Below are 20,143 nucleotides of genomic sequence, written 5' to 3'. Positions count from 1 at the left end.
TGCTGCAATTGGCCTTTGTAATTAACCAATACTAAAAAGATTCGCCAGCAAATTTTATTGACTAAGACAAAGGCCATTTGCTTTGGATTGGATTAAATATACGAATTAATGCTTACTTGCTCTCAGGCTATTTCATTTAAAATTTTTGTCCATGACCCTGTTTTTTCAGAATGTATTCACTAATCTTTTTGGCTTCTTTAAGCCTTAAATTCAGTAAAGAAACCAGTCGACTGGCAAGCCCGAAATGTGAAGAGTGATGAGTAGTTGCCTAATTCTTTTTACGTTAAATTGACCGCTGCTTCAATTCTCTTCTTTGCTGGCCATTTATCCTTTCTTTAAGTGTAAAAAGGCCGACAGCATACGCAGTCGACCTTAATCTAAAAATAGACACCCTTTGTACGATAAAAATTAAACAAAAACCAGTATTTGTTCCCCTCTCATTTTTTCAAGACCTTTCAAAGTTCTAAGCTTTCCAATATCTATCATATAAATTGTTCATATGCGCAGTCATCAATTCTACAGCTTCTATTTCATTATGATCCTCGATAGCTTTAATTAGCATTTGATGTTCTTTAAAGTTCACATCTCTGTAGTCTGGACGAGTGACGGTTCGGTCTCGTATAAATTGCCACATTTCCTGTTTTTTCATAGCTTGGCTAATAGCGGACATAAAAGTAATAAATAAATCGTTTTGAGAAGCTTTTGCGATCTGTTTGTGAAGTTTTTCATCTGTTTCGGGAACATAAATACCAGCCTTTGTTTCTTCTTCCATCTTCTTTATGGTCTCTTGCAGTCCCTCAATGTCTTCATCAGTCGCTCTCAATGCTGCAAACTTTACAATAAGAGGCTCAATATTCATTCTTGCTTCAACAATATCTTCTGGGGAAACAGCTTCCAAAATGAGAGCTGAATTTTGCTTTTCAGCTGCTGATTGATTACTTTTAACGTAAACCCCTTCTCCTTGGCGTGAATAAATATAACCATTTAACTCTAATGCACTTAAAGCCTGTCTGATCGGAGCACGGCTTACACCAAATTGTTCACAAAGTTCCCTTTCAGCCGGGAGTTTATCTCCTACTTTGAACGCACCTGATTCAATTTCTGAAAGAATTTGGTTATAAATTTGGATATATAATTTACTGTTTGAAACTGGATTAAACTTAATATAAACCACTTCTTTCAATATTTTTTTCTTACCTTTTCACTAGATAAAATTACTGCATGAAAAATCTCCAACTTGTCTACTTAGTTTATATATTAATTATACATCCTTCAATTATAGTAATCCACTACGTGCTGAGCTTTCTTGGATACTCGTTTAATTCAACAGGATGAATATAAGATCAACTTAGAGGGAGAATAAGCCCTGCTTATTCCTTATACTTTGTAAAGGTGAGGAGTGGGTTTAAAAACAATCAGAGGTCATACAGTGAATGAATGTAAGATTAAATAAATAGATCTAAGACCATAATTAATCCTAACCCAACTACTGAAGTAATAGTTGAAATGACACTGTATGTAGCAAAAGTTTCTTTCATGCTCATTCCCATATATTCTTTAACCATCCAAAAAGCTGCATCATTAACATGTGATGCCATACAACTGCCTGCACCAGTAGCAAGTGTGACAAGAACTAAGTTAACATCAGGTGTTTGACTAAGAATAGGAATAACTAACCCGGCTGTTGATAAAGTTGCAACAGTACCAGATCCTAAGGCAATACGTAACAATGCTGCAACGGTCCATGCAAGCAGAATTGGTGAAATAGAAGTATCTTCAAACAGCTTAGCAATATAATCACCTACACCGCCATCAATAAGAATCTGTTTTAAGGCTCCGCCTCCACCTATAATGAGGAGTAACATTCCTAATGCATTGATAGCTGTCGAACATGAATTCATAACTGTTTTTATAGGAATTTTCTTTGCGATCCCCATCGTATAAACAGCAAATACTAATGAAATTACTATCGATGTTGAAGCGTTTCCAATCAAACGCATAAGGATAATAAAACCATTATCTGAAAATCCCACTGTCTTTTGAATTAAATCAACTAAAGATCCTAGGGTTATTAAAATGACTGGAAATATTGCTGTAAAGATACTAATGCCAAATCCTGGTGTATCCTCTAATTCAAAATGCTTCTGTTCACCTATTGATTCAATTTTTCTATCTGTACTGAATATACCAGGCATAAATCTTTCAACAAGCCTTGGATACAAAACACCAGCTACAATAACTGTTGGGATGGCGATAAGAATACCAACAATTAAAACCATACCAATATCCGCACCATATTCTGAAGCAACAGCTGTTGCCCCTGGGTGTGGCGGAAGAAAAGAATGTGTGGCTAGTAAAGTTGCGCTCATAGGAAGACCTAATTTGATGATCGAAATGTTTAATTCTTTTGCAATTGTAAATATTATTGGAATTAACAGGACAAATGCTACTTCGTAAAATAAGGTAATACCTACGATAAATGAAGCAATCACAATGGCCCACTGTATTTTCTTTTCCCCAAATTGATTTATTAAGGTCATGGCAATACGATGGGCTCCCCCGGCATCTGCTATTAATTTACCAAGCATGGCGCCAAGTCCAAAAATTAGACCTATATGACCAAGAGTACCCCCTATACCGCTTTCAATTGAAGCAACAATATCTTCTGCTGGAATCCCTAATAACAAAGCTACTACAAATGAGACAATAATTAATGAAAAAAATGTATTTAATTTAAATCCCATTATTAAAATAAGTAGTAAGATAACCCCGATAGCTGTATATAATAATGGCATAATAATCCTCCAAATCATTAAAAAAATCCTATATTATTCACATAAACAGGCATACCAACCAATATGATATGCCTGCCCAATAAAGTGAGTCTTCCATCAGTGGGAGGTTTCTTCATCCCCACTGATGGTTAGCGAAACTTATCACGCATAAAACGCCACGTCCTTATGTCTTGCCTGACTTGGACTTCCTGTCCTTCGTCCGGGATCTTTACGGACAGTTAGATTAATCCATGTGTGAACCACCGTTAATATCAATTTCTTCACCAGTAATATAAGATGCTTCTTCTGAAGCCAAGAAAGCAATGGTTGATGCAATTTCTTCTGTTTCACCTGGTCTGCCCATTGGTATTCCTGCAATCACATTATCAGCATCTTCTTTTGGCAGTGATTTCCATATTTCAGTGTTTACAAGGCCTGGTGCAACACAGTTTACTGTAATTCCGTCTGCTGCCACTTCACGAGCCAAGTTTTTAGAGAAACCTAAAACAGCAGCTTTAGATGCGGAATAGTGTGCTCCACCAAATACCCCGCCTCCTCTTTTAGCAGAGACAGAGGAAAGGCTTACAATTCTCCCAAATTTTTGTTTTTTCATTGTGTCTAATACAGCTTGAGTACATAAGAATAAACCAAACATATTTACATTAAATACTTTTGTGATATCTTCAATGGTCATATCTTCTACAGTAACTTTTTGTGAAATTCCCGCATTATTAACAAGAATGTCAATACGGCCATATTCAGCAAGAACTTTTTCAACCATAGCATCAACTGATTCTTTGTTTGTTACATTAAGTTCTACCCCTAATGCTTTCCCGCCGGATTCTTGGATCGCTTGAACAGTATCTTGAATTCCATCTGCATTTAAATCCGCTACGACAATAGCTGCACCCTGCTTTGCAAGTGTTAATGCAATTGTACGTCCAATACCTTTTTTTGAACCGCTTCCTGTAACGATTGCTACTCTATCATTTAATTCAAACATGTTTTTATTCTCTCCTCAAGTTAATTATTTTTTAATTTTCTATTAAAGCAATTCTTTTGCAGTACGAATAATATTTTCAACAGTTATTCCATTTAGTTCTAATAGTTTTTCATATGGAGCAGATTGTCCAAACTGATCTTGAACACCAATTCTTCTAACCTTTCCTTTGCCTTCTTCAGCAGCTACTTCACATACAGCGCTTCCTAATCCGTTTAAAATATTATGATCTTCAACAGTGATGATTCGGCCTAATTCGAGGCACTCTACTACAGCTTCCCGATCGATTGGTTTAATCGTATGCATATCTAGTAATTTGACAGAAATCCCCTGTTTTTCTAATTCCTTTGTGGCTTCTAAAGCAAGTCGAACCGTATCACCATTTGCAATAATTGCAATATCATTTCCATCTTTTAATTGTTTCGCTTTACCAATTGTAAATTCTTCTGTTTCGTCATAAATCATTGGTACTGTATCTCTGGTAAAACGTAAATATACAGGTCCATATATATTTGCTGCTTGCTCTACTAGTTTTCTAGTAGAATAGTAATCAGCACCCATAATGACAGTCATATTCGGGAAACTTCTTAATACTCCCATATCTTCAATTGCTTGGTGGCTTCCTCCATCATTAGCAGGTGTTAGTCCCCCATGAGAACAAGCAATTTTAACATTTAAATTTGGATAACAAATTTCTTGTCTAATTTGCTCAGCCATTCTAAGAGAACCAAATACAGCGTAAGTGCTTACAAACGGGATCTTACCTGTCGTTGCAAGCCCAGCAGCTAATCCGGCAGCATTTTGCTCAGCAATTCCGACATTAATATGCTGATCAGGTAATTGTTTAATGAAGTTACTTGTCTTACATGATTTTGCAATATCAACATCGATGACATAAATATCTTTATTTTCTTTACCTAATTTTACGATTTCATCACCAAAGGCTTCTCTTGTAGCTTTTTTTGTTGTGAGAGTCTTCTCCATAATACTCATTATTTTAAACCTCCTGCTATTTCTTCAATTGCCTGTTTGTACTCTTCATCATTAGGTGCAATACCGTGCCAATCGGCAACATCTTCCATATAAGAAACTCCCTTGCCTTTTACCGTGTCAAGGACGATACACTTTGGCTTGCCATTTTTCAGCTTTCTGATTTCATCTAATGTTTCCACAATTTCTTCCATGGAATGACCGTCAATTCGTTTTGTTTCAAAGCCGAACACTTCAAATTTTTTCTCTAAATCCAAAACTGGCATTACCTCTTCTGTGAAGCCATCGATTTGTAGTCTGTTATTATCAACAAAGACAATTAAATTATCTAATTGATATTTAACTGCCGTTTGGGCAGCCTCCCAAATTTGGCCTTCCTGACATTCACCATCTCCTAGTAAAGAAAACACCCGGTAATCTTTCTTATCTCTTTTTCCTGCGATTGCCATACCTACACCACAAGAAAGTCCTTGCCCCAGAGAACCTGTTGAAATATCGATACCTGGGCATTTTTTCATATCAGGATGTCCTTGGAATGGGGATCCAAATTCTCTTAACGTATAGATCGTTTCATATGGAACATATCCTAGTAGAGCTAATGCAGAATATTGAATTGGGCAAACATGACCTTTTGAAAGGACAAATCTGTCACGATCTTCCCAATTAGGATTATTTGGATCAATGTTCATTTCTTTAAAGTATAGCGCTGTCATTAGATCCGCAGCAGATAGCGAACCGCCTGGATGACCAGATTGTGCATTGTGGATCATTGTTACAGCTGTTTTTCTCATTTCAATCGCTTTTTCTTTCAATTCTTCAATACTTATGTTTTTCATCACTATCACCTCGATTAAGACTTTAAAAAAAAACTAAACTTGTGACCTTGTTAACTTGTCTACTAAGTTATCTTGTATGTGTAGTATACACCCCTTCCCCAAACTTGTCTACTAAGTATATAAAATTTTATTCTTTCATTCTTTTCATACTGAATAAACATGGCGTAGTTCTTAGGCATAACGGTTTTATCATATGTCTAATACAAACAAATTGAATGACCATAGCTAACGTACAAGTATTAAGGTTTCTTAGATATTCTCAATTTAAATAGTAAAAAACACCATATCGAACGGTACATGGGTCGATGTGGTGTTTTTACTTGTTTAAAATATTTACTTTACGTTTTGATACTAAGAACCAAGGGTAGACATTGGGTCATCATAGTGCAAGAGCTGTGGAAGAGAAAAATCTTATCCTATAATTTTAAAAAAGGAATGGAAACATTCCAATGCATTCCTCAACTTTTATTTAATTTTCAACAGTTTTTTATTTTCAGTACCGTCCCGGTCAATGACAATCATTTCCCAGTATTCTAGGCTAGGAAGAGTGATCACTAATTCATCTTTTTCCCATCTGTATTTAATCTCACTTAATTGCCCTTCATTTCGATCCGGACTTGCAGTATAAACCTTTAAGTTTGGTAATTTTTTACTATTATCCATTTGGTACCTTACTGTTAAATCCTTATATACATCCGGTTTTGCTGCTGCATTTCTCCAATTGGCATCATTATTTAATAGATTAACAAGATGGACAACATCGTAGTCTTCAAAGCCATTATTATTCTTATTTTCACGAACGATAGTCCAGATTGTATTTTTTTCCCCATCTCTGCTAACCATAAGCGGCTGTCCCTTGTTTTCTACTTTAATCAAAGAATCCGTTTCTTTACTATCAAATAAAAGATTTTCATAAGCAGCAAAGAATTTATAATAATTTTTCATCGATTCCTTAATAGATCTGCTCATTTTTTTGCTTCGATTCGGGTAATATTCATGAGCCAACATGTTTGGTCCTTCTTCATATTTTTCTGCTGTACCGATTTCAATATGTGTTGCTCCCATTGCGGCTAAACCAGCATCCATTAAACGAACGGAAGGCTCGTCGAAAAGTCCAACGGTCATACGACGCAAATTAATTGAGCCCTTCTGTTCTTTTTCCTGTTTCAATGTCAAATTATGTTTTCCTGCTGTTAAATGGGGTAATACCACGTAGCCATCCTCACTGTATGACTCAATATTTCCCGTACTTTTAAATGCAACAGTGTAAGGGTTGCCTTTATCATCTAGGACAGGTTTTCCATCTACATAAATTGTTCTTGCTGTTTCTGCTCCTGCATTCGCATAAGTGAAAATAAAACTAGTTTCTCCTTCTTCTTTTAAATCAACATCAAATGTTGCTTCATCTCCAACATGACCAAAGTTTACTAATGTATCTTTATAGATATGCATTGGTGGAAGTATGCTCGCAGATTCTGCATGATACTTTTTCCCTTCAAATTGGAGATAATCAAGTTTTACACCATCATCATCAACATTCTCTATTTTCATCGTGAGAGTGTTTTCACCTTCTTTTATTGGGACATCCTTTATCATTAGATCTTGCCAGCTATTACTAGATGGAAAGCTAACATTTTCTATTTTTTCTCCATTTACATATAATGATCGATTTACACCACGTTTAGAAGATCCATCATTGTTATATCTCCATGTTAAATCATACTTTCCTTCTTTCGGTGCATGAATTTCAAAGGTTAAGAAATCCCCTTCATCCTTGAAATCGTAAATATGACCTATCGTTGTTGAAATTCCATGACCAGCCGGAGCAAAGGCTGCTTCTTCAACTTGGTATTCCTCATCTCCGACAAATAAGCTGTCTAAATTAATGTACTCACCATTTGATGCTATTTCAAAGATAACCTCATGCTCACCTGCTGGTACAGTTGCATGAATTGACTTTTCGGCCATAGCCCCGTCCCAACCACCTGGAGTACTAGGGAATATGTTTTCAGAAATCGTTTGGCCATCAACATAGGAGTTATTTGAAGGAATCAATTTCCCATCCACATAAATGATTACTTTTGGATTATTTGCTGTTCTGTATTTAAAACGAAGCGTGTTTGTCTCTTTTTCATTCTTTACGTTAAATATAACTCGCTGACCTTTATTTCCGAGGTTGTTCGTAAATCCAGGAGCTACGGAAACCTCACTGTTTTTTGCTATGACAGGACTCCAACCGATTTCAGCTTGTTCAGCTTCAAAAGTCGTATGATTTAATAGCAATCTATCTACTTCAATCCCTTGTTCAGTTGATGGATCTTCCATTTTGAATTGAATCTCATTTGATCCTTTGTAGAGAAAAATGATAGCTTTTGCCTCACCCCAGTTATCACCATCTGTCTGCGGTAATGTCACGACTCCTGCTTTTTTTCCATTAATGAATAAGCTGCGTTTGGTTTCTTGCTCATTATTTTTATAGAAAATAGAAATAGGTACCTCTTTTGCTTCTTCTGAATCCATTTTAAACGTGAGATAATCTCCCTGTTGTTTGAAGTTACTAACATGATTTGTTCCCTTCTCCATTATAGGCTGCTGTGTTGGTTCCCACCCAATTTGTGATTTTTCTGCATGGTATTTTACAATCCCTACTGTCATATAATCAATCTTGGCACCTGTATCGTTAACATCTTCTACTTTTAGAACAACCTTGTTTTTACCAGCATTTAACGGTACCAGTACCTCTTCAGATTTTCGGTATGATTCCCAGCCTCCTGTTGGCTCTAATTTAATAGAATCATTTACAGGCTCATCATTGACAATCAACTGACGATTGACTGCCACTCTTTCCACACCATAATAAAAGCTGATCGGATAAGTTCCCGCTTCTTTTACATGAACGGTAAACTCAATAAAGTCACCATCTGTTTCAAAGTTATATACATGCCCATATTTATCTACTTTACAGCTAATTAGCTCAGCATCTTCCGCTTCATATTCCTTTTCAAAGGAATCCTTTTTAACAATGATGCTATCTACGTTTAGCCAAAGATTATTTGAATTTAGTTGAAGTTTGATTTCATTTGTCCCTTTTTCTAAATCTAAAGTTAGACTTTTCAACGCAACTGGATTACCCCAGCCTGTTTTTTCATCAAAACCGATGGAACTCTCGACTATTTGACCATTTAGTGATACTTTCCCTTCTGGGTTTCCATTGCCATTATCATGTCCATATAATAGATCCACATGATATGTTCCTGCTTCCGGTACATCGATTTTCCAAATGATTTGATCTTCATCTTGCTTTCCGAAATCTCCAACCCATCCAGGTACTTTTTGAATTCGGGAGAAAAATTGCTCTGATTTAGGAACTCCTTTAACATCTGCTGCTTCATAGTGATTCCCCGTTGCTTGCTTATAATTCATATAGCCAGCTATGACCACAGCTTTTTCTCCATTCGTTTTCCTGGTTTCTTCCACAACTTTTACTAAATCTCGGTAGTTATCTTTATCCTGCCAAATTTCACTATAATCAAAATCTGTTTTTGTTGATTCGACTGGAACATCCCGATAGCCTTCATTACCTCCAACCATATTGAAAGTAACAAAATTTTTCTGACCATCATTTTCTGATAAAGAATCTTTAACAGAATTAATAAGAGAATCATAGTCTTGGGAAAAATGACGTTGATTGCCTTTATAATCATATAAATAATCGTTGTCGTGAAAGCCCCACTGATCTAAATGCATTCCATCAAAACCAAATTCATTAACACTTCTTATAAACTGTTTATTAATATAGGTTTGCCACTCTTTATTTCCAGGGTCTTGTAAAAATAAACTTGTTGGAGGATTGACCCAGTCAAAGTAAAATCCTTCCTGATCGGTCTGTGATGGATTTGGAAATTGTGCATTTTTCTTATAAAGCCCCCATTCCCTTTTCACACCAAATGCTTCGTAGCTTTCCCTCGCCGCATAGTTCATTTGATAAGCCATTGCTGCTGCATTGTATTTTTGTGCCGCTTTAATTTGCTGCTTTACTGTTAATGGATATAGTTTACGGCCTAACAAGTCATTGTAAGCGGTATCCTTGTTGATCTCTTCTGTCATAAAATTCCCATTATCATCAAGTATTGGATTGCCTTTGATATCTGTCTTTGAATAGACAGATACATCATGGCGCCACATCCAATCATAAAATTGAAACCCATTCAAATAATATTCCTGTGTAAGCTGCTTCATTTTCTTTTCGCTTTCAGCGGCTGTTTCTTGAGGAAATTCTGTTGTATAGCCATACCGGGGAAACCGTGTCCAATTGCTTGAAACATCAATAGCTGCTGTTAGAACTTGATGAGAATCCTCAATCGAAGCCTTTAAAAGGTAGCCGCGAAAATTTTCTTTAGGCGGTGTCCACTCAATCTCCAACCCTTTTACATTCTTTTTTACTTGAATATTTTTCGTTCCTTCTGCCACTTTTTCATTCAAATGAAAGACTTGCACATGTAATTTTCCGTGCCATTCCTTCGATGTATCAAATAAAAAGGACATTTTTACTTTTTCACCTGGATTATACCTTGCCTTATCTACTAACAATGCTTTTATAGGTTTACCAGGGAGCTGTCTTTCACTTGCTTGAGTATGTTGTAAAGTTGTTGGCGGGGCTGCTGTTTGTGCATTTGTTACATGCGTTAAACTCATTGATGTCAAGGACAGATTTAGAGCTACTAAACTAGCAAATAGCAGCTTTCGTATACGTTTAGATGATTTCATGCCTTTCCTCCTCCATTTTCACTAGAAAGCGTTTTCGGAATAGGTGTTATTCACGTTTATTAAAACATCAAAACATAGAAACACTAACTCTCCTTTCTTTTGATAGGTACCTTTTCATTTTCTAATATCCAACTATGCTTACTCTCACAAAACCTCTGTTAAACTATTCATCGACGATGACTGTTCTTCTGATTTCCGAAGACTGAATAATCCGCTCAAGCACTTTTTGATTTTGATATCCATCATAGAAAGTTGGCGTTTCCTTCTGCACATTGTTTGTTACAAGGTCAGCAAAATCTTCGAGTTGCAATCTCTTATAATCTCCTGGAACTTTTTTGGTTTTGAATACAGGGCGATGATTTGCTCCGTCATTGATGCAAATGTCAATCTCATCCGGACGTTCACAATTGACGTGTATTGTACCAATATCACCATATATTGTTACTTCGTGCTGGTTCTCTGACCCAACTGCGTTTCTTGTTGTTAAAAAAAAGCCTATCACTTTATTTTCAAGTATCGCCTGAAAACTAGCGTAGTCATCCACCTCCACTTGTATCATGTCACCGCTGACTGGATCCATTCGTTCGTGCACAAATGTTTCCATCAGTCCTGATACAGACTGGAATTCTCCAATAAGGAATCTAGCACTATCAATCATATGAGCGCCTAAATCCCCAAGCGCACCCGTCCCTGTAAGCGCTTTATTAAATCGCCATGCATAAGGTACTTCAAATGATGGTGCACCGAAGGATTGCAGATAACGGACAGAAATATGCCGTATTGTTCCAATCTCATTATCTTTTAATAGCTTTTTAGCATAGCGAAAAGATGGAACATAACGGTAAGAAAACCCTACCATACATGGAATTGGCTGTTTTTCATATAAAACCATTAACTTTTCCGCTTCAGCAAAATTTAAAGTAAAAGGCTTCTCTGTCATAATCGGCTTTTGATAGTGCATGCACATCTCCAATACCTTTGCGTGCAAATGATTTGGCACGATTGAAATCACAGCATCAACATCCGGATCAGCAATCAAAGCTTCCATTTCATTAAAACACTTTTCCTCACTAACCCCTTCTTCTGCCGCAATCTTCATTAATAGATCTTCATTCACATCACATAGAGCCCCCAATTTTAATTGATCCACTTCTGAGATCATCCTGCGATGTGCATTAGCCATTCCGCCAAGTCCAATTAACCCAATTATTACAACATCATTCTTAATCAAGTCCAATCCTCCTTTATAAGTAAAGCCAACTCATCTTAGCTATACTATTTATTGTAAAATGATCGGCAAAAGAGGAGAATACCAATATCGAAAACGCTTAACTAAAGACACCAATTCAGGAATATAACACACTAATTTAGAATAAATGCTATCTGCATCAATTCAACTAAACATCACTTATCTTTCTTCATTCATCTCGATTTTATTTTTGAAATAAAAGGGTCCTTGAAATAAATAAAATTTCAAGAACCCTTTTAATCCATGAGTATATTCAAAAAAGGAAATAGTTGAACGATTATAAATTATGTTCCCCGTTTTTAACATTCTTTTTAGCATTTAGCAATCGATCAATTTCTATTGCTGCTTTTTTTAATCCCTCTTCTACACTGATATTTTGAGTAAAGATAAGCCTAATATAGTGATAGTAAACTTCATCAATTTCATCCCATTCAGCTACAGGAGGACGCAGGAATGTTTGATCAATACTGTCTATATAACTTTTATAATAGGGGAACTGTTGAATAATTGTTGATACCTCAACATGTTTATTTGTCGGTAATAAACCGGCATGCAATAAAGATTTTTGCGGGGTCGCAGTGGTCATCCATTTAATAAAGGTCCATGCTGCTTCAGGATGTTTCGAACCTTTTGTAATGACAATATTTTCACCACCTAAGATGGATGATGGACCTCCATTACTAGGAAAAGGAGCAGAAACAGCTTGTTCATTTAATAAAGCAATCTCCTCCAATGAATGCACACTATAAAACCATGGTCCATCATCAATCATAAAATAGTTTCCGCTTCTAATGCTTTGCCATGTTTCTGGGTAGCCACTAATGATTTGCGGAGGAAGATTCGAACTTTGATATAATTCAACCAATTTCTTGATGGCTGCAATACTTTCCTTGCTATCAAGGAAACCAGAGGCTTTAGTATAGGAAGGATCCGTTAACTTGCCTCCGAGCCCGTAAAAATAGGATAAGCTTCCCCATGAAGAAATATGTGTCATCCCAATCTTAAGATTGTGTTCCTTAACAACTCGAATTAACTCATCCATCGTTTTAGGCGGAGTTAATAAACCAACCTCTTTCAGCAATTCTTTATTATAAATCGCAGCCTTAGTATTTGTATTTAAAGGAAGACCGTAATATTTTTGGTCATATAAGTTTGATGCTAGAGGAGCTTCATAAAAACGCTCCTTCACTTTTTTAAAATCTGCAAATTGACTAACAGGATATAAAAGTTGAAGTTCAGCAAATTTAGGGACCCATGTAATATCCATTCTTATGATATCTGGTTTCCTATTTACTGAAGCTCTTGAAATAAGCGCTGACTTTAATTGTTCATTGTATGGTTGACGTACAGGCTTTACATCGATTTCCGGATATTCTTTCTCAAATAAAGGAATCAATTCGTTTTCAAAGATTCTTGTTTCTTCCTCACTATACGTATGCCAAATCTCGATCTGAACAGGTGCTTTTTCTTCAATTGTCATTGTAGGGTGACGATCATCAATGATTGTTTGATTTCCGCAACCTGACATTAGGGATAATAGGAACAATAATATAATCATTAGGAGTTGGAGCATTTTGCATTTCCCTTCCGCTTGCTTACTTCTGTTGATGAATTCTAAAATCTCCAGGGGATAGGCCGGTTACTTTTTTAAATAACTTGCTAAAATATTTCACATCATTGAAGCCTGATTTTCCAGCCACTTCATACACCTTTAATGTAGTGTGAAGTAATAGCTCCTTTGCCCTTTTGATTCTAAGATCAATGACATAATCAATGAAATTTTGCTCAAGATATCGTTTAAATAGGATACTAAAATAATTTCTGCTTATATGGATATGATCGGCAACATTCTGGAGAGTCAAATCTTGTGTATAATGTTCATGAATATAGTGAAGCGCTTTGTCCAAAAGCTCGTTTTCCGAATAAGGCTTACTTTTCTGACCTGATAATAGCTGGTGACATTCATCGATTTTATTCATTAAATGTTGCCGAAGATCATTAAGAGACTCGCATACCTCTATTTCAGAACATTTCTCCATTAATAATGCATGATCTAATGATAAAAAAAGTGTTGTTAAAATATCACATGCTTCACTTTTAATTGCGTCAGGTGTCATATTTTCACTAGCCCATAGCTGATATCGTTCCTGTAGAAAGGATTTAATCTTAGTTTCTTCATACGGCAAAAGCCCCGTTATTTGCCCTTTTCGAATGGGCTCAAAGGAATTTTGCTCTGGTGCTTGATATAAAAAAACATGTTCATTTTCATGAAAAAAGTGTCGTTGTGATGCAAAAAGACTGCGCCTATAACTGTCAAATATGCCGGACCATTCAGTCATAACATCATATCCAAACGAAAAAGGTATCTTTGTCTGCTTTTCAATGTTAGCTATTAATTGTTGGGTAACAGCTAGAGGATCGCTTGTTTTTTTTATAAAAAACAAAAGCTCATTTTCCCCTATCGGAAAACAAACCCCATCTTCTTCCATATAAAAGCCTTCTTGGATTTCTTCAAAGATCAGACTTTTATATAAAAAACCATACTTCTCTTCAACCAATTCACTTTGTTTCATTCTCATGCAAACGACAAGGAAAGGAGGATGACATCTCACTGTAATACTGTTATCATTCTCCGTCTGTTTTTTAAAAAGAATTCTTTTCATCTCAAGTTCAAATTTTTTTCTTTCCTGAATTTGCTCCGTACGTTCAACTATATCTAATTTTTGTTTAATCGTTTGCTCTTCATCTATCTTTTGTACACATTTTTGAATGGTCATTAAAAAGGATTCCGGTTCCAAAGTTGGTTTTAAGAGGTAGTCTACTGCACCATGTGTCAGACCTTCCCTCACATACTCAAATTCATTATAGCTGCTAACCAACACAACCTTTAACTTTGGGTTTAATCTCAATGCCTTTTTCATTAAGGTTAATCCATCCATAACAGGCATTTTAATATCAGTAATAAGGATATCAACACGATTGGTATTTTCCATCGCCTGTAATGCTTGCTGACCATTTGAAAAGTCACCTAGTAACTGGAGATTCTCCCTTTCCCAATTAATAGAGGATTTTAACCCAAATCTAATAATAGGCTCATCATCAACAATTATGACGTTATACATGTTATTCACCTCTACTTTTTAAGGATCAATATTAGTTTCACAATCGTACCTTCTTTGCTGCTTTGGAGTTCCACCTTTGAGTCTTGATGAAAGTAGAGCTTTATCGAATCATACACATGCCTCAAACCGATTCCTACAAATGAATTTGTCTCATTAGGAGATTGTTTTAGCTGTTTTAGTAACTCATGATCAAACCCTATGCCATTATCCCGAATTTCGATTTCAACACCATTATTGATTTCCCTTCCAGAAATAGCAATTGTCCCTTCTTGACCCGTAGGAACAATTCCATGGAAAATGGCGTTTTCAACTATTGGCTGTAAAACCATTCGTGGAATTAAAAATTCTTCTAAACCTTTATCAAATTGAGTATGCAAAAAAAAGGTTTGCTCATAACGAATTTGTAAAATAACCATGAACTTTTTAATCATTTCAAGCTCTTCTTTGATCGTTATAAACGTACCTGTCTTGCCCATATTTGCTTCTAACAAAAGAGATAAAGCCGATAGTGCATGATTTGCCCGCTCTGTTTGTTTGAATTGTACTAACCAGCGGATTGTACTCAATGTATTAAATAAAAAATGGGGGTTGATCCGATGTTTAATCGCTCGCAGCTCCGCTTCCTGCTTTTGAAACTGCTCCTCTTTCACCTTGTCCAGTAAATGCTCAACCTGGTTGATCATCTTATTAAACTGAATACTCATCATTCCGATTTCATCGGTTGAATTCACGCTCGTTCGAACATTAAAATTCCCTTTACCAACAAGCTTCATTTGATTTGTAAGGACTTTGACTGGCTCAGTCACTCTTTTAGCTAGTATAACCCCAATAAATATAGCGACAATTCCAAACAATGCAGAAGCTAAGATGATGATCCTTTGGATCGTTGAAATTTCACCTGTAATTTCGCTTACTGGTACAACCCCTATAATTGACCAGCCATTCCCAATTTGCTGTTTAACACCATAATAATTAATTTTATTTTCTTTATATTGAAACTCTTGCTTATTATTTAAGATGTGCTTACGTAAATCTTTATTTTCAACAGGAGAATTAATCGTTTGTATATCAGAATCTATCATTATAGTACCCTCTTCATCTACAACGAAAAAATGACCTGTTTTTCCTAACTTTAATTGATTAATTTTTTCTAAGATGGCATTCCCGTCCAAACAAACTTGGATATAGGCAATATTATGAAGGTTATCGAAATCCTTCATGACCCGGCTTATAGGCAGAACAAGATCCGTATTTTCACCTGCACCGCTGAAATGGTCGTATTGAAGTCCTTCCCAGACTAATTCACCATCTTTTTCAATTGATTTCTTTACCCAATCCAGCTCAGGGAGGTCTACCTTCGATAATTTAAACGGCGAAAACGAGCCGCTCCCCCAGCTTGTACCGTTATCCTTTAATACATAGATAATTCTTACAAAAGAACTGGAATAAATAGTTGAGTTTAAATAAGATGTAATATATTCTTGGCTGGATTCAAATTCTGCGGGTGAAAGACTTTCCTGTAAATCTTTTTTTACAATTTCTTGAATCCGTTCATTACTATAAATTAGGTCTGCCATATCACTGCCATTAGAAAAAATATAGGAAAGAGAATCAGCTGCTTGCCGGGCAATCTGAAGAGATGATTCTCTAACATTTTCTTTTACAATATCTGATGCAGAATGATAGAAAAAGAAACTACTAAATATCGTTGGGATTAAACATACAATAAGAATCGCAACGATCACTTTCGCAGCAAATCGTTTTTTTAAAAGTTCATTTATCATTGTTTAATCCCTCTTTGTGCAAATATTCTTGTTTTTATCATATATTCCGATTTCATATCAAGCAAGCAGTGATTAAGTTTTTGAGCTTTATCCTTTTATTGCTCCTTCAGATTGACCGCCATGGACAAATTTCCTTTGGAAGATGATATATACAATGATGACTGGCAAAATGGCAATGATTGAAGCAGCAAAAATCCATGCCCAGTTACTTGCATACTTCCCTTGAAACATCATTAATGCAATAGGTAATGTCCTCATCGCTTCATCCTTGATGATGGTTAAGGCAACAAAATACTCATCCCACGTACCGGAAAAAGAGAAGATGGCCATTGTTCCTAGAGCCGGCTTCGAAAGCGGTAAATAGATTCTTTTAAAGATGGTCCAGTTTCCGCCTCCGTCCATTAAAATGGATTCTTCCAGTTCTTTCGGAACGGTCTCGAAGAATCCGCGTAAAAAGAACGTTGAGCCAACAACCCCGCCGCCGACATAGATAAGCCAAAGACCCCAATATGAATTCACTAGACCTAATGATTTAATGACTGTAAATTGAGGCACGATGGCTAATACAAGAGGAATCATCATTGTAAACAGGAATATTCTAAATAAAACGTCCTTTCCAGGAAAGGTAAACCGTACGAATGAATAGGCAGTCATCGCTCCTAAAAAGACACTTCCAATCGTCGCTACCCCAGCAACTAGTAAGCTGTTTAAAAAATAACGGAAAAAACTATTTTTATTCCAAACAATTTCATAGTTATCAAGATTAGGAACTGCTGAAAAAACTTCATGCGGGCGCGGTAAAGAATAGGCTTCATTAATAAATGTTGTTAAGACCATGTACACAAATGGCGTTATAAAAATCACAACTCCAAGGATAAGAACCGAATAAACAATTATTTTTGTTAATATATTTGCTTTCATTTTCATCCCTCCCCAAACGCCTACATGAAACGTTGATTTCCAAGTTTTTTCTGCTGGGTAAACGTAATGAAGAAAATTGTTAGCCCCATCATCACTCCTAAGGCTGAAGAATAACCAAAGTTAAAATTGCTGAACGCTTCTTTATAGATCATGCTTTGCAATACCTCAGTCTGCCCCATGGGTCCTCCGTTCGTAATAAAATATACCTGCGGGAAGAAGTTAAATGCACCCATTATTAAGTTAATGAACACAAATGCAGTGATTGGACCTAACATTGGAATCGTAATGTGTCTAAAAGATTTAATGCCGTTGGCACCATCAATTGCAGCGGCTTCGTATAAATTTTTTGGTATTCCTTGCAATGCTGCTAAATAAATCACAACTGTCCAGCCTACCGTCTTCCAAATATGAAATAACCAGATGACAACCATTGCTGTCCATTGGTTTTGCAGCCAACTGATCGGCTCATCTATCATTCCTAAATGTACGAGTCCATAATTTATTAAGCCATTCACACCATCAGCGAATAAATAGCGAAAAAGAAACGCAACAACAATCCAGGACGTGATAATCGGCAAATAGTACAGTGTCCTGAAAGTAATCTTGTATTTTACAAATTGCAAGTTAATCAGACATGCAAAAAAGAGACCTAAAAACCAATTGATTGGAACTGTGACAACTGTATTTAAAAATGTATTTCGAACAGCATATAGAAACGCTGGTTCTGAAAAAGCCTTTTGATAGTTTTCAAAACCGACAAAAGGGCTCTCTGCCCCAGGCATAATTTTGTAATCCTGAAAGCTCATCACAATCCCTTTCATTAACGGGTAGATGACAAAAACACCTGCTCCTGCTAACCCTATTAAAAGGAAAGGCAGTACCTCTATCCATTGCTTAAGACCTGTTTTAAACCGTTTTGAAAAAGGCTTTTTGGGAATGGCCATCGAAATAGTATGGTCAACATTGTTTTTAACATGATTAGGCAGCATAAAGCTCCCTCCTTCCATTTCTTTTCATGAAAGAAGATACTCACACCGGCTTATGAAAGAACCTGGTGAAGTACCTTCTTTTATCAAACTACTTCTGAAGCAGGGCATCTGCCTTCTTTGCTGCATCGTCCATCGCTTCTTTAGCACTCATTTTTCCTCTTATTACTTTTTCAAAATTCAAGTTAATAACTTTTTCAGCCTCTGACCATTGAGGAATAGGCGTCCGCGGCATTGCTGTTTCCAGTTGCTTCACATAATTTGCAATATAAGGATTTTCTAAGACAGCAGGGTCATTCGCAGCTTTCATATTAGTTGGAATTAAACCAGATTCGGCCATCAATTTTTGCGGTTCTTCTGTTAACATCCACTTAGCAAATGTCCACGATTCTTCTGGATGCTCAGATCCTGCGAACATAACCAAATTTTCCCCACCGATAACTGAACGGCTTCCACCTGGACCTTCCGGAATTAACCCGCTCAGTGTTTTCTCAATAGGATTGAATTTACTTCCTTTTTCATTTCCTAAAACACTATAAAACCATGGACCATCGTCAATCATTAAATACTCATTGTTCTTCATGCCATCCCATGCTCCTGGTTCACCGCCAAGAATAGTAGCAGCAACAAGGCCATCCTGATGCCATTGTGCAATTTCTTCAACGGCCGCAATGCTTTCCGGACTATTTAAATATCCATTAAATTTTGTATAATTCTCATTTGTTAACGTACCGCCTAAGCTCCAAAAATAGGGCAGGAACCCCCAAGAATAGCTGCCCCCAATTCCAATACCGCCTTTTGCACCTGATACGACAGCCTTTCTAGCAACCTCTTTTAATTCCTCCATCGTTTTTGGCGCTTCGGAAAATCCGGCTTTTTCTAATAACTCTTTATTATAAATAGCAATTTTCGTATTCGTATTCACAGGTACACCATAATATTTTTCGTCATATAAGTTAGTAGTCATAGCTGATTCAAACACACTGTTTTTTACTTCTTCAAATCCTTCAAACGAACTTACATCCTGCAAGGCGCCCATTTTAGCAAATTCAGATACCCAGACAATATCCATTCGCATTAAATCCGGTGCTTCACCGCCTGATACACCGGCGATTACTTGTTGTTTTAAGCCCTCATATGGCATGCGAGTCAGCTTTAATTCAATTCCAGGGTGTTCTTCTTCAAACAACGGCTTAATTTTTTCTTTCAAGATGGCTTCTTCTTGATCACTATATGTGTGCCAGTATTCAAGCACAACGTTCTCTTTATTCCCCCCATCACTACTACTTGATCCTGTTTCACTTGACCCGCCGCTGCATGCACCAGCAAAGAGCAGGATTGAAATGGATAATCCAGCAACTAATGATTTTAATCGTTCCATTCCTTGAGCCCCTTTCTTGTATTTGTGTTCATTATCTATGAAAATACCGCTTATAGTAACCGCTTACATTATCGAGATAGTGTCTTATATTTTGCTTTTTGATTATAAATAATAGACAAATAACAAAAAAGGTGTCGTTCATCTCTTGTGAAGGAAATTTACAACACCTTTTTCAACTAAAATTTTAACTAAAATGGAGGTCCCTTATAATCGAGTAGGAGGGGGTGACTAACCCCCGACCTCTCACACCACCGTACGTACCGTTCGGTATACGGCGGTTCAATTAAGTTTGACGTAGAAATTCATATCTTTGATATAAACTTTTAAGCCCAC

General features: G+C 36.4%; 13 protein-coding genes. All 13 read right to left on the bottom strand.

Translation table 11 applies throughout. From position 1 onward, the window contains the following. Positions 1-463: 463 nt before the first annotated feature. The 13 genes from WQ54_RS25815 to WQ54_RS25755 all read right to left on the bottom strand — a co-directional run bounded on the left by WQ54_RS25815 (position 464) and on the right by WQ54_RS25755 (position 19,810). Positions 464-1,174, bottom strand: a complete 711-nt coding sequence (locus WQ54_RS25815; RefSeq protein ID WP_084822342.1) for a FadR/GntR family transcriptional regulator — start codon at positions 1,172-1,174, stop codon at positions 464-466. Between the two features lie 271 nt (positions 1,175-1,445). Next, on the bottom strand, positions 1,446-2,813 hold the full coding sequence (locus WQ54_RS25810; protein ID WP_331435239.1) for a gluconate:H+ symporter: 1,368 nt from the start codon (positions 2,811-2,813) through the stop codon (positions 1,446-1,448). Between the two features lie 205 nt (positions 2,814-3,018). Next, positions 3,019-3,777 (bottom strand): SDR family NAD(P)-dependent oxidoreductase, encoded by a 759-nt coding sequence (locus WQ54_RS25805; protein WP_046588750.1) that lies wholly within the window; start codon positions 3,775-3,777, stop codon positions 3,019-3,021. A gap of 42 nt (positions 3,778-3,819) precedes the next feature. Further along, positions 3,820-4,767: a transketolase family protein gene (locus WQ54_RS25800; protein ID WP_046588748.1), complete on the bottom strand. Its 948-nt coding sequence runs from the start codon at positions 4,765-4,767 to the stop codon at positions 3,820-3,822. Further along, positions 4,767-5,600 (bottom strand): transketolase, encoded by an 834-nt coding sequence (locus WQ54_RS25795; RefSeq protein WP_084822326.1) that lies wholly within the window; start codon positions 5,598-5,600, stop codon positions 4,767-4,769. Before WQ54_RS25795 ends, WQ54_RS25800 begins: the two co-directional genes overlap by 1 nt. Before the next feature lie 465 nt (positions 5,601-6,065). Then, positions 6,066-10,367 (bottom strand): glycoside hydrolase family 66 protein, encoded by a 4,302-nt coding sequence (locus WQ54_RS25790; protein WP_052737975.1) that lies wholly within the window; start codon positions 10,365-10,367, stop codon positions 6,066-6,068. 163 nt (positions 10,368-10,530) lie between these two features. Then, positions 10,531-11,598, bottom strand: a complete 1,068-nt coding sequence (locus WQ54_RS25785) for a Gfo/Idh/MocA family protein (protein WP_052737974.1) — start codon at positions 11,596-11,598, stop codon at positions 10,531-10,533. 295 nt (positions 11,599-11,893) lie between these two features. Then, complete coding sequence (locus WQ54_RS25780) at positions 11,894-13,189, bottom strand: extracellular solute-binding protein (protein ID WP_046588744.1); 1,296 nt, start codon at positions 13,187-13,189, stop codon at positions 11,894-11,896. A gap of 22 nt (positions 13,190-13,211) precedes the next feature. Next, positions 13,212-14,738 (bottom strand): response regulator, encoded by a 1,527-nt coding sequence (locus tag WQ54_RS25775; protein ID WP_046588742.1) that lies wholly within the window; start codon positions 14,736-14,738, stop codon positions 13,212-13,214. 11 nt (positions 14,739-14,749) lie between these two features. After that, complete coding sequence (locus WQ54_RS25770; RefSeq protein WP_046588741.1) at positions 14,750-16,522, bottom strand: sensor histidine kinase; 1,773 nt, start codon at positions 16,520-16,522, stop codon at positions 14,750-14,752. Positions 16,523-16,609: 87 nt separating this feature from the next. After that, positions 16,610-17,443, bottom strand: a complete 834-nt coding sequence (locus tag WQ54_RS25765; RefSeq protein ID WP_046588739.1) for a carbohydrate ABC transporter permease — start codon at positions 17,441-17,443, stop codon at positions 16,610-16,612. A gap of 20 nt (positions 17,444-17,463) precedes the next feature. Further along, positions 17,464-18,432: a carbohydrate ABC transporter permease gene (locus WQ54_RS25760; protein WP_231597651.1), complete on the bottom strand. Its 969-nt coding sequence runs from the start codon at positions 18,430-18,432 to the stop codon at positions 17,464-17,466. 88 nt (positions 18,433-18,520) lie between these two features. Beyond that, positions 18,521-19,810, bottom strand: a complete 1,290-nt coding sequence (locus tag WQ54_RS25755; protein WP_046588737.1) for an extracellular solute-binding protein — start codon at positions 19,808-19,810, stop codon at positions 18,521-18,523. Between the last annotated feature and the right edge of the window lie 333 nt (positions 19,811-20,143).

Source organism: Bacillus sp. SA1-12, assembly GCF_000981385.1.
In the GTDB taxonomy this organism is placed as follows: domain Bacteria; phylum Bacillota; class Bacilli; order Bacillales; family Bacillaceae; genus Metabacillus.
This window is presented reverse-complemented; position numbering and strand designations above follow the sequence as displayed.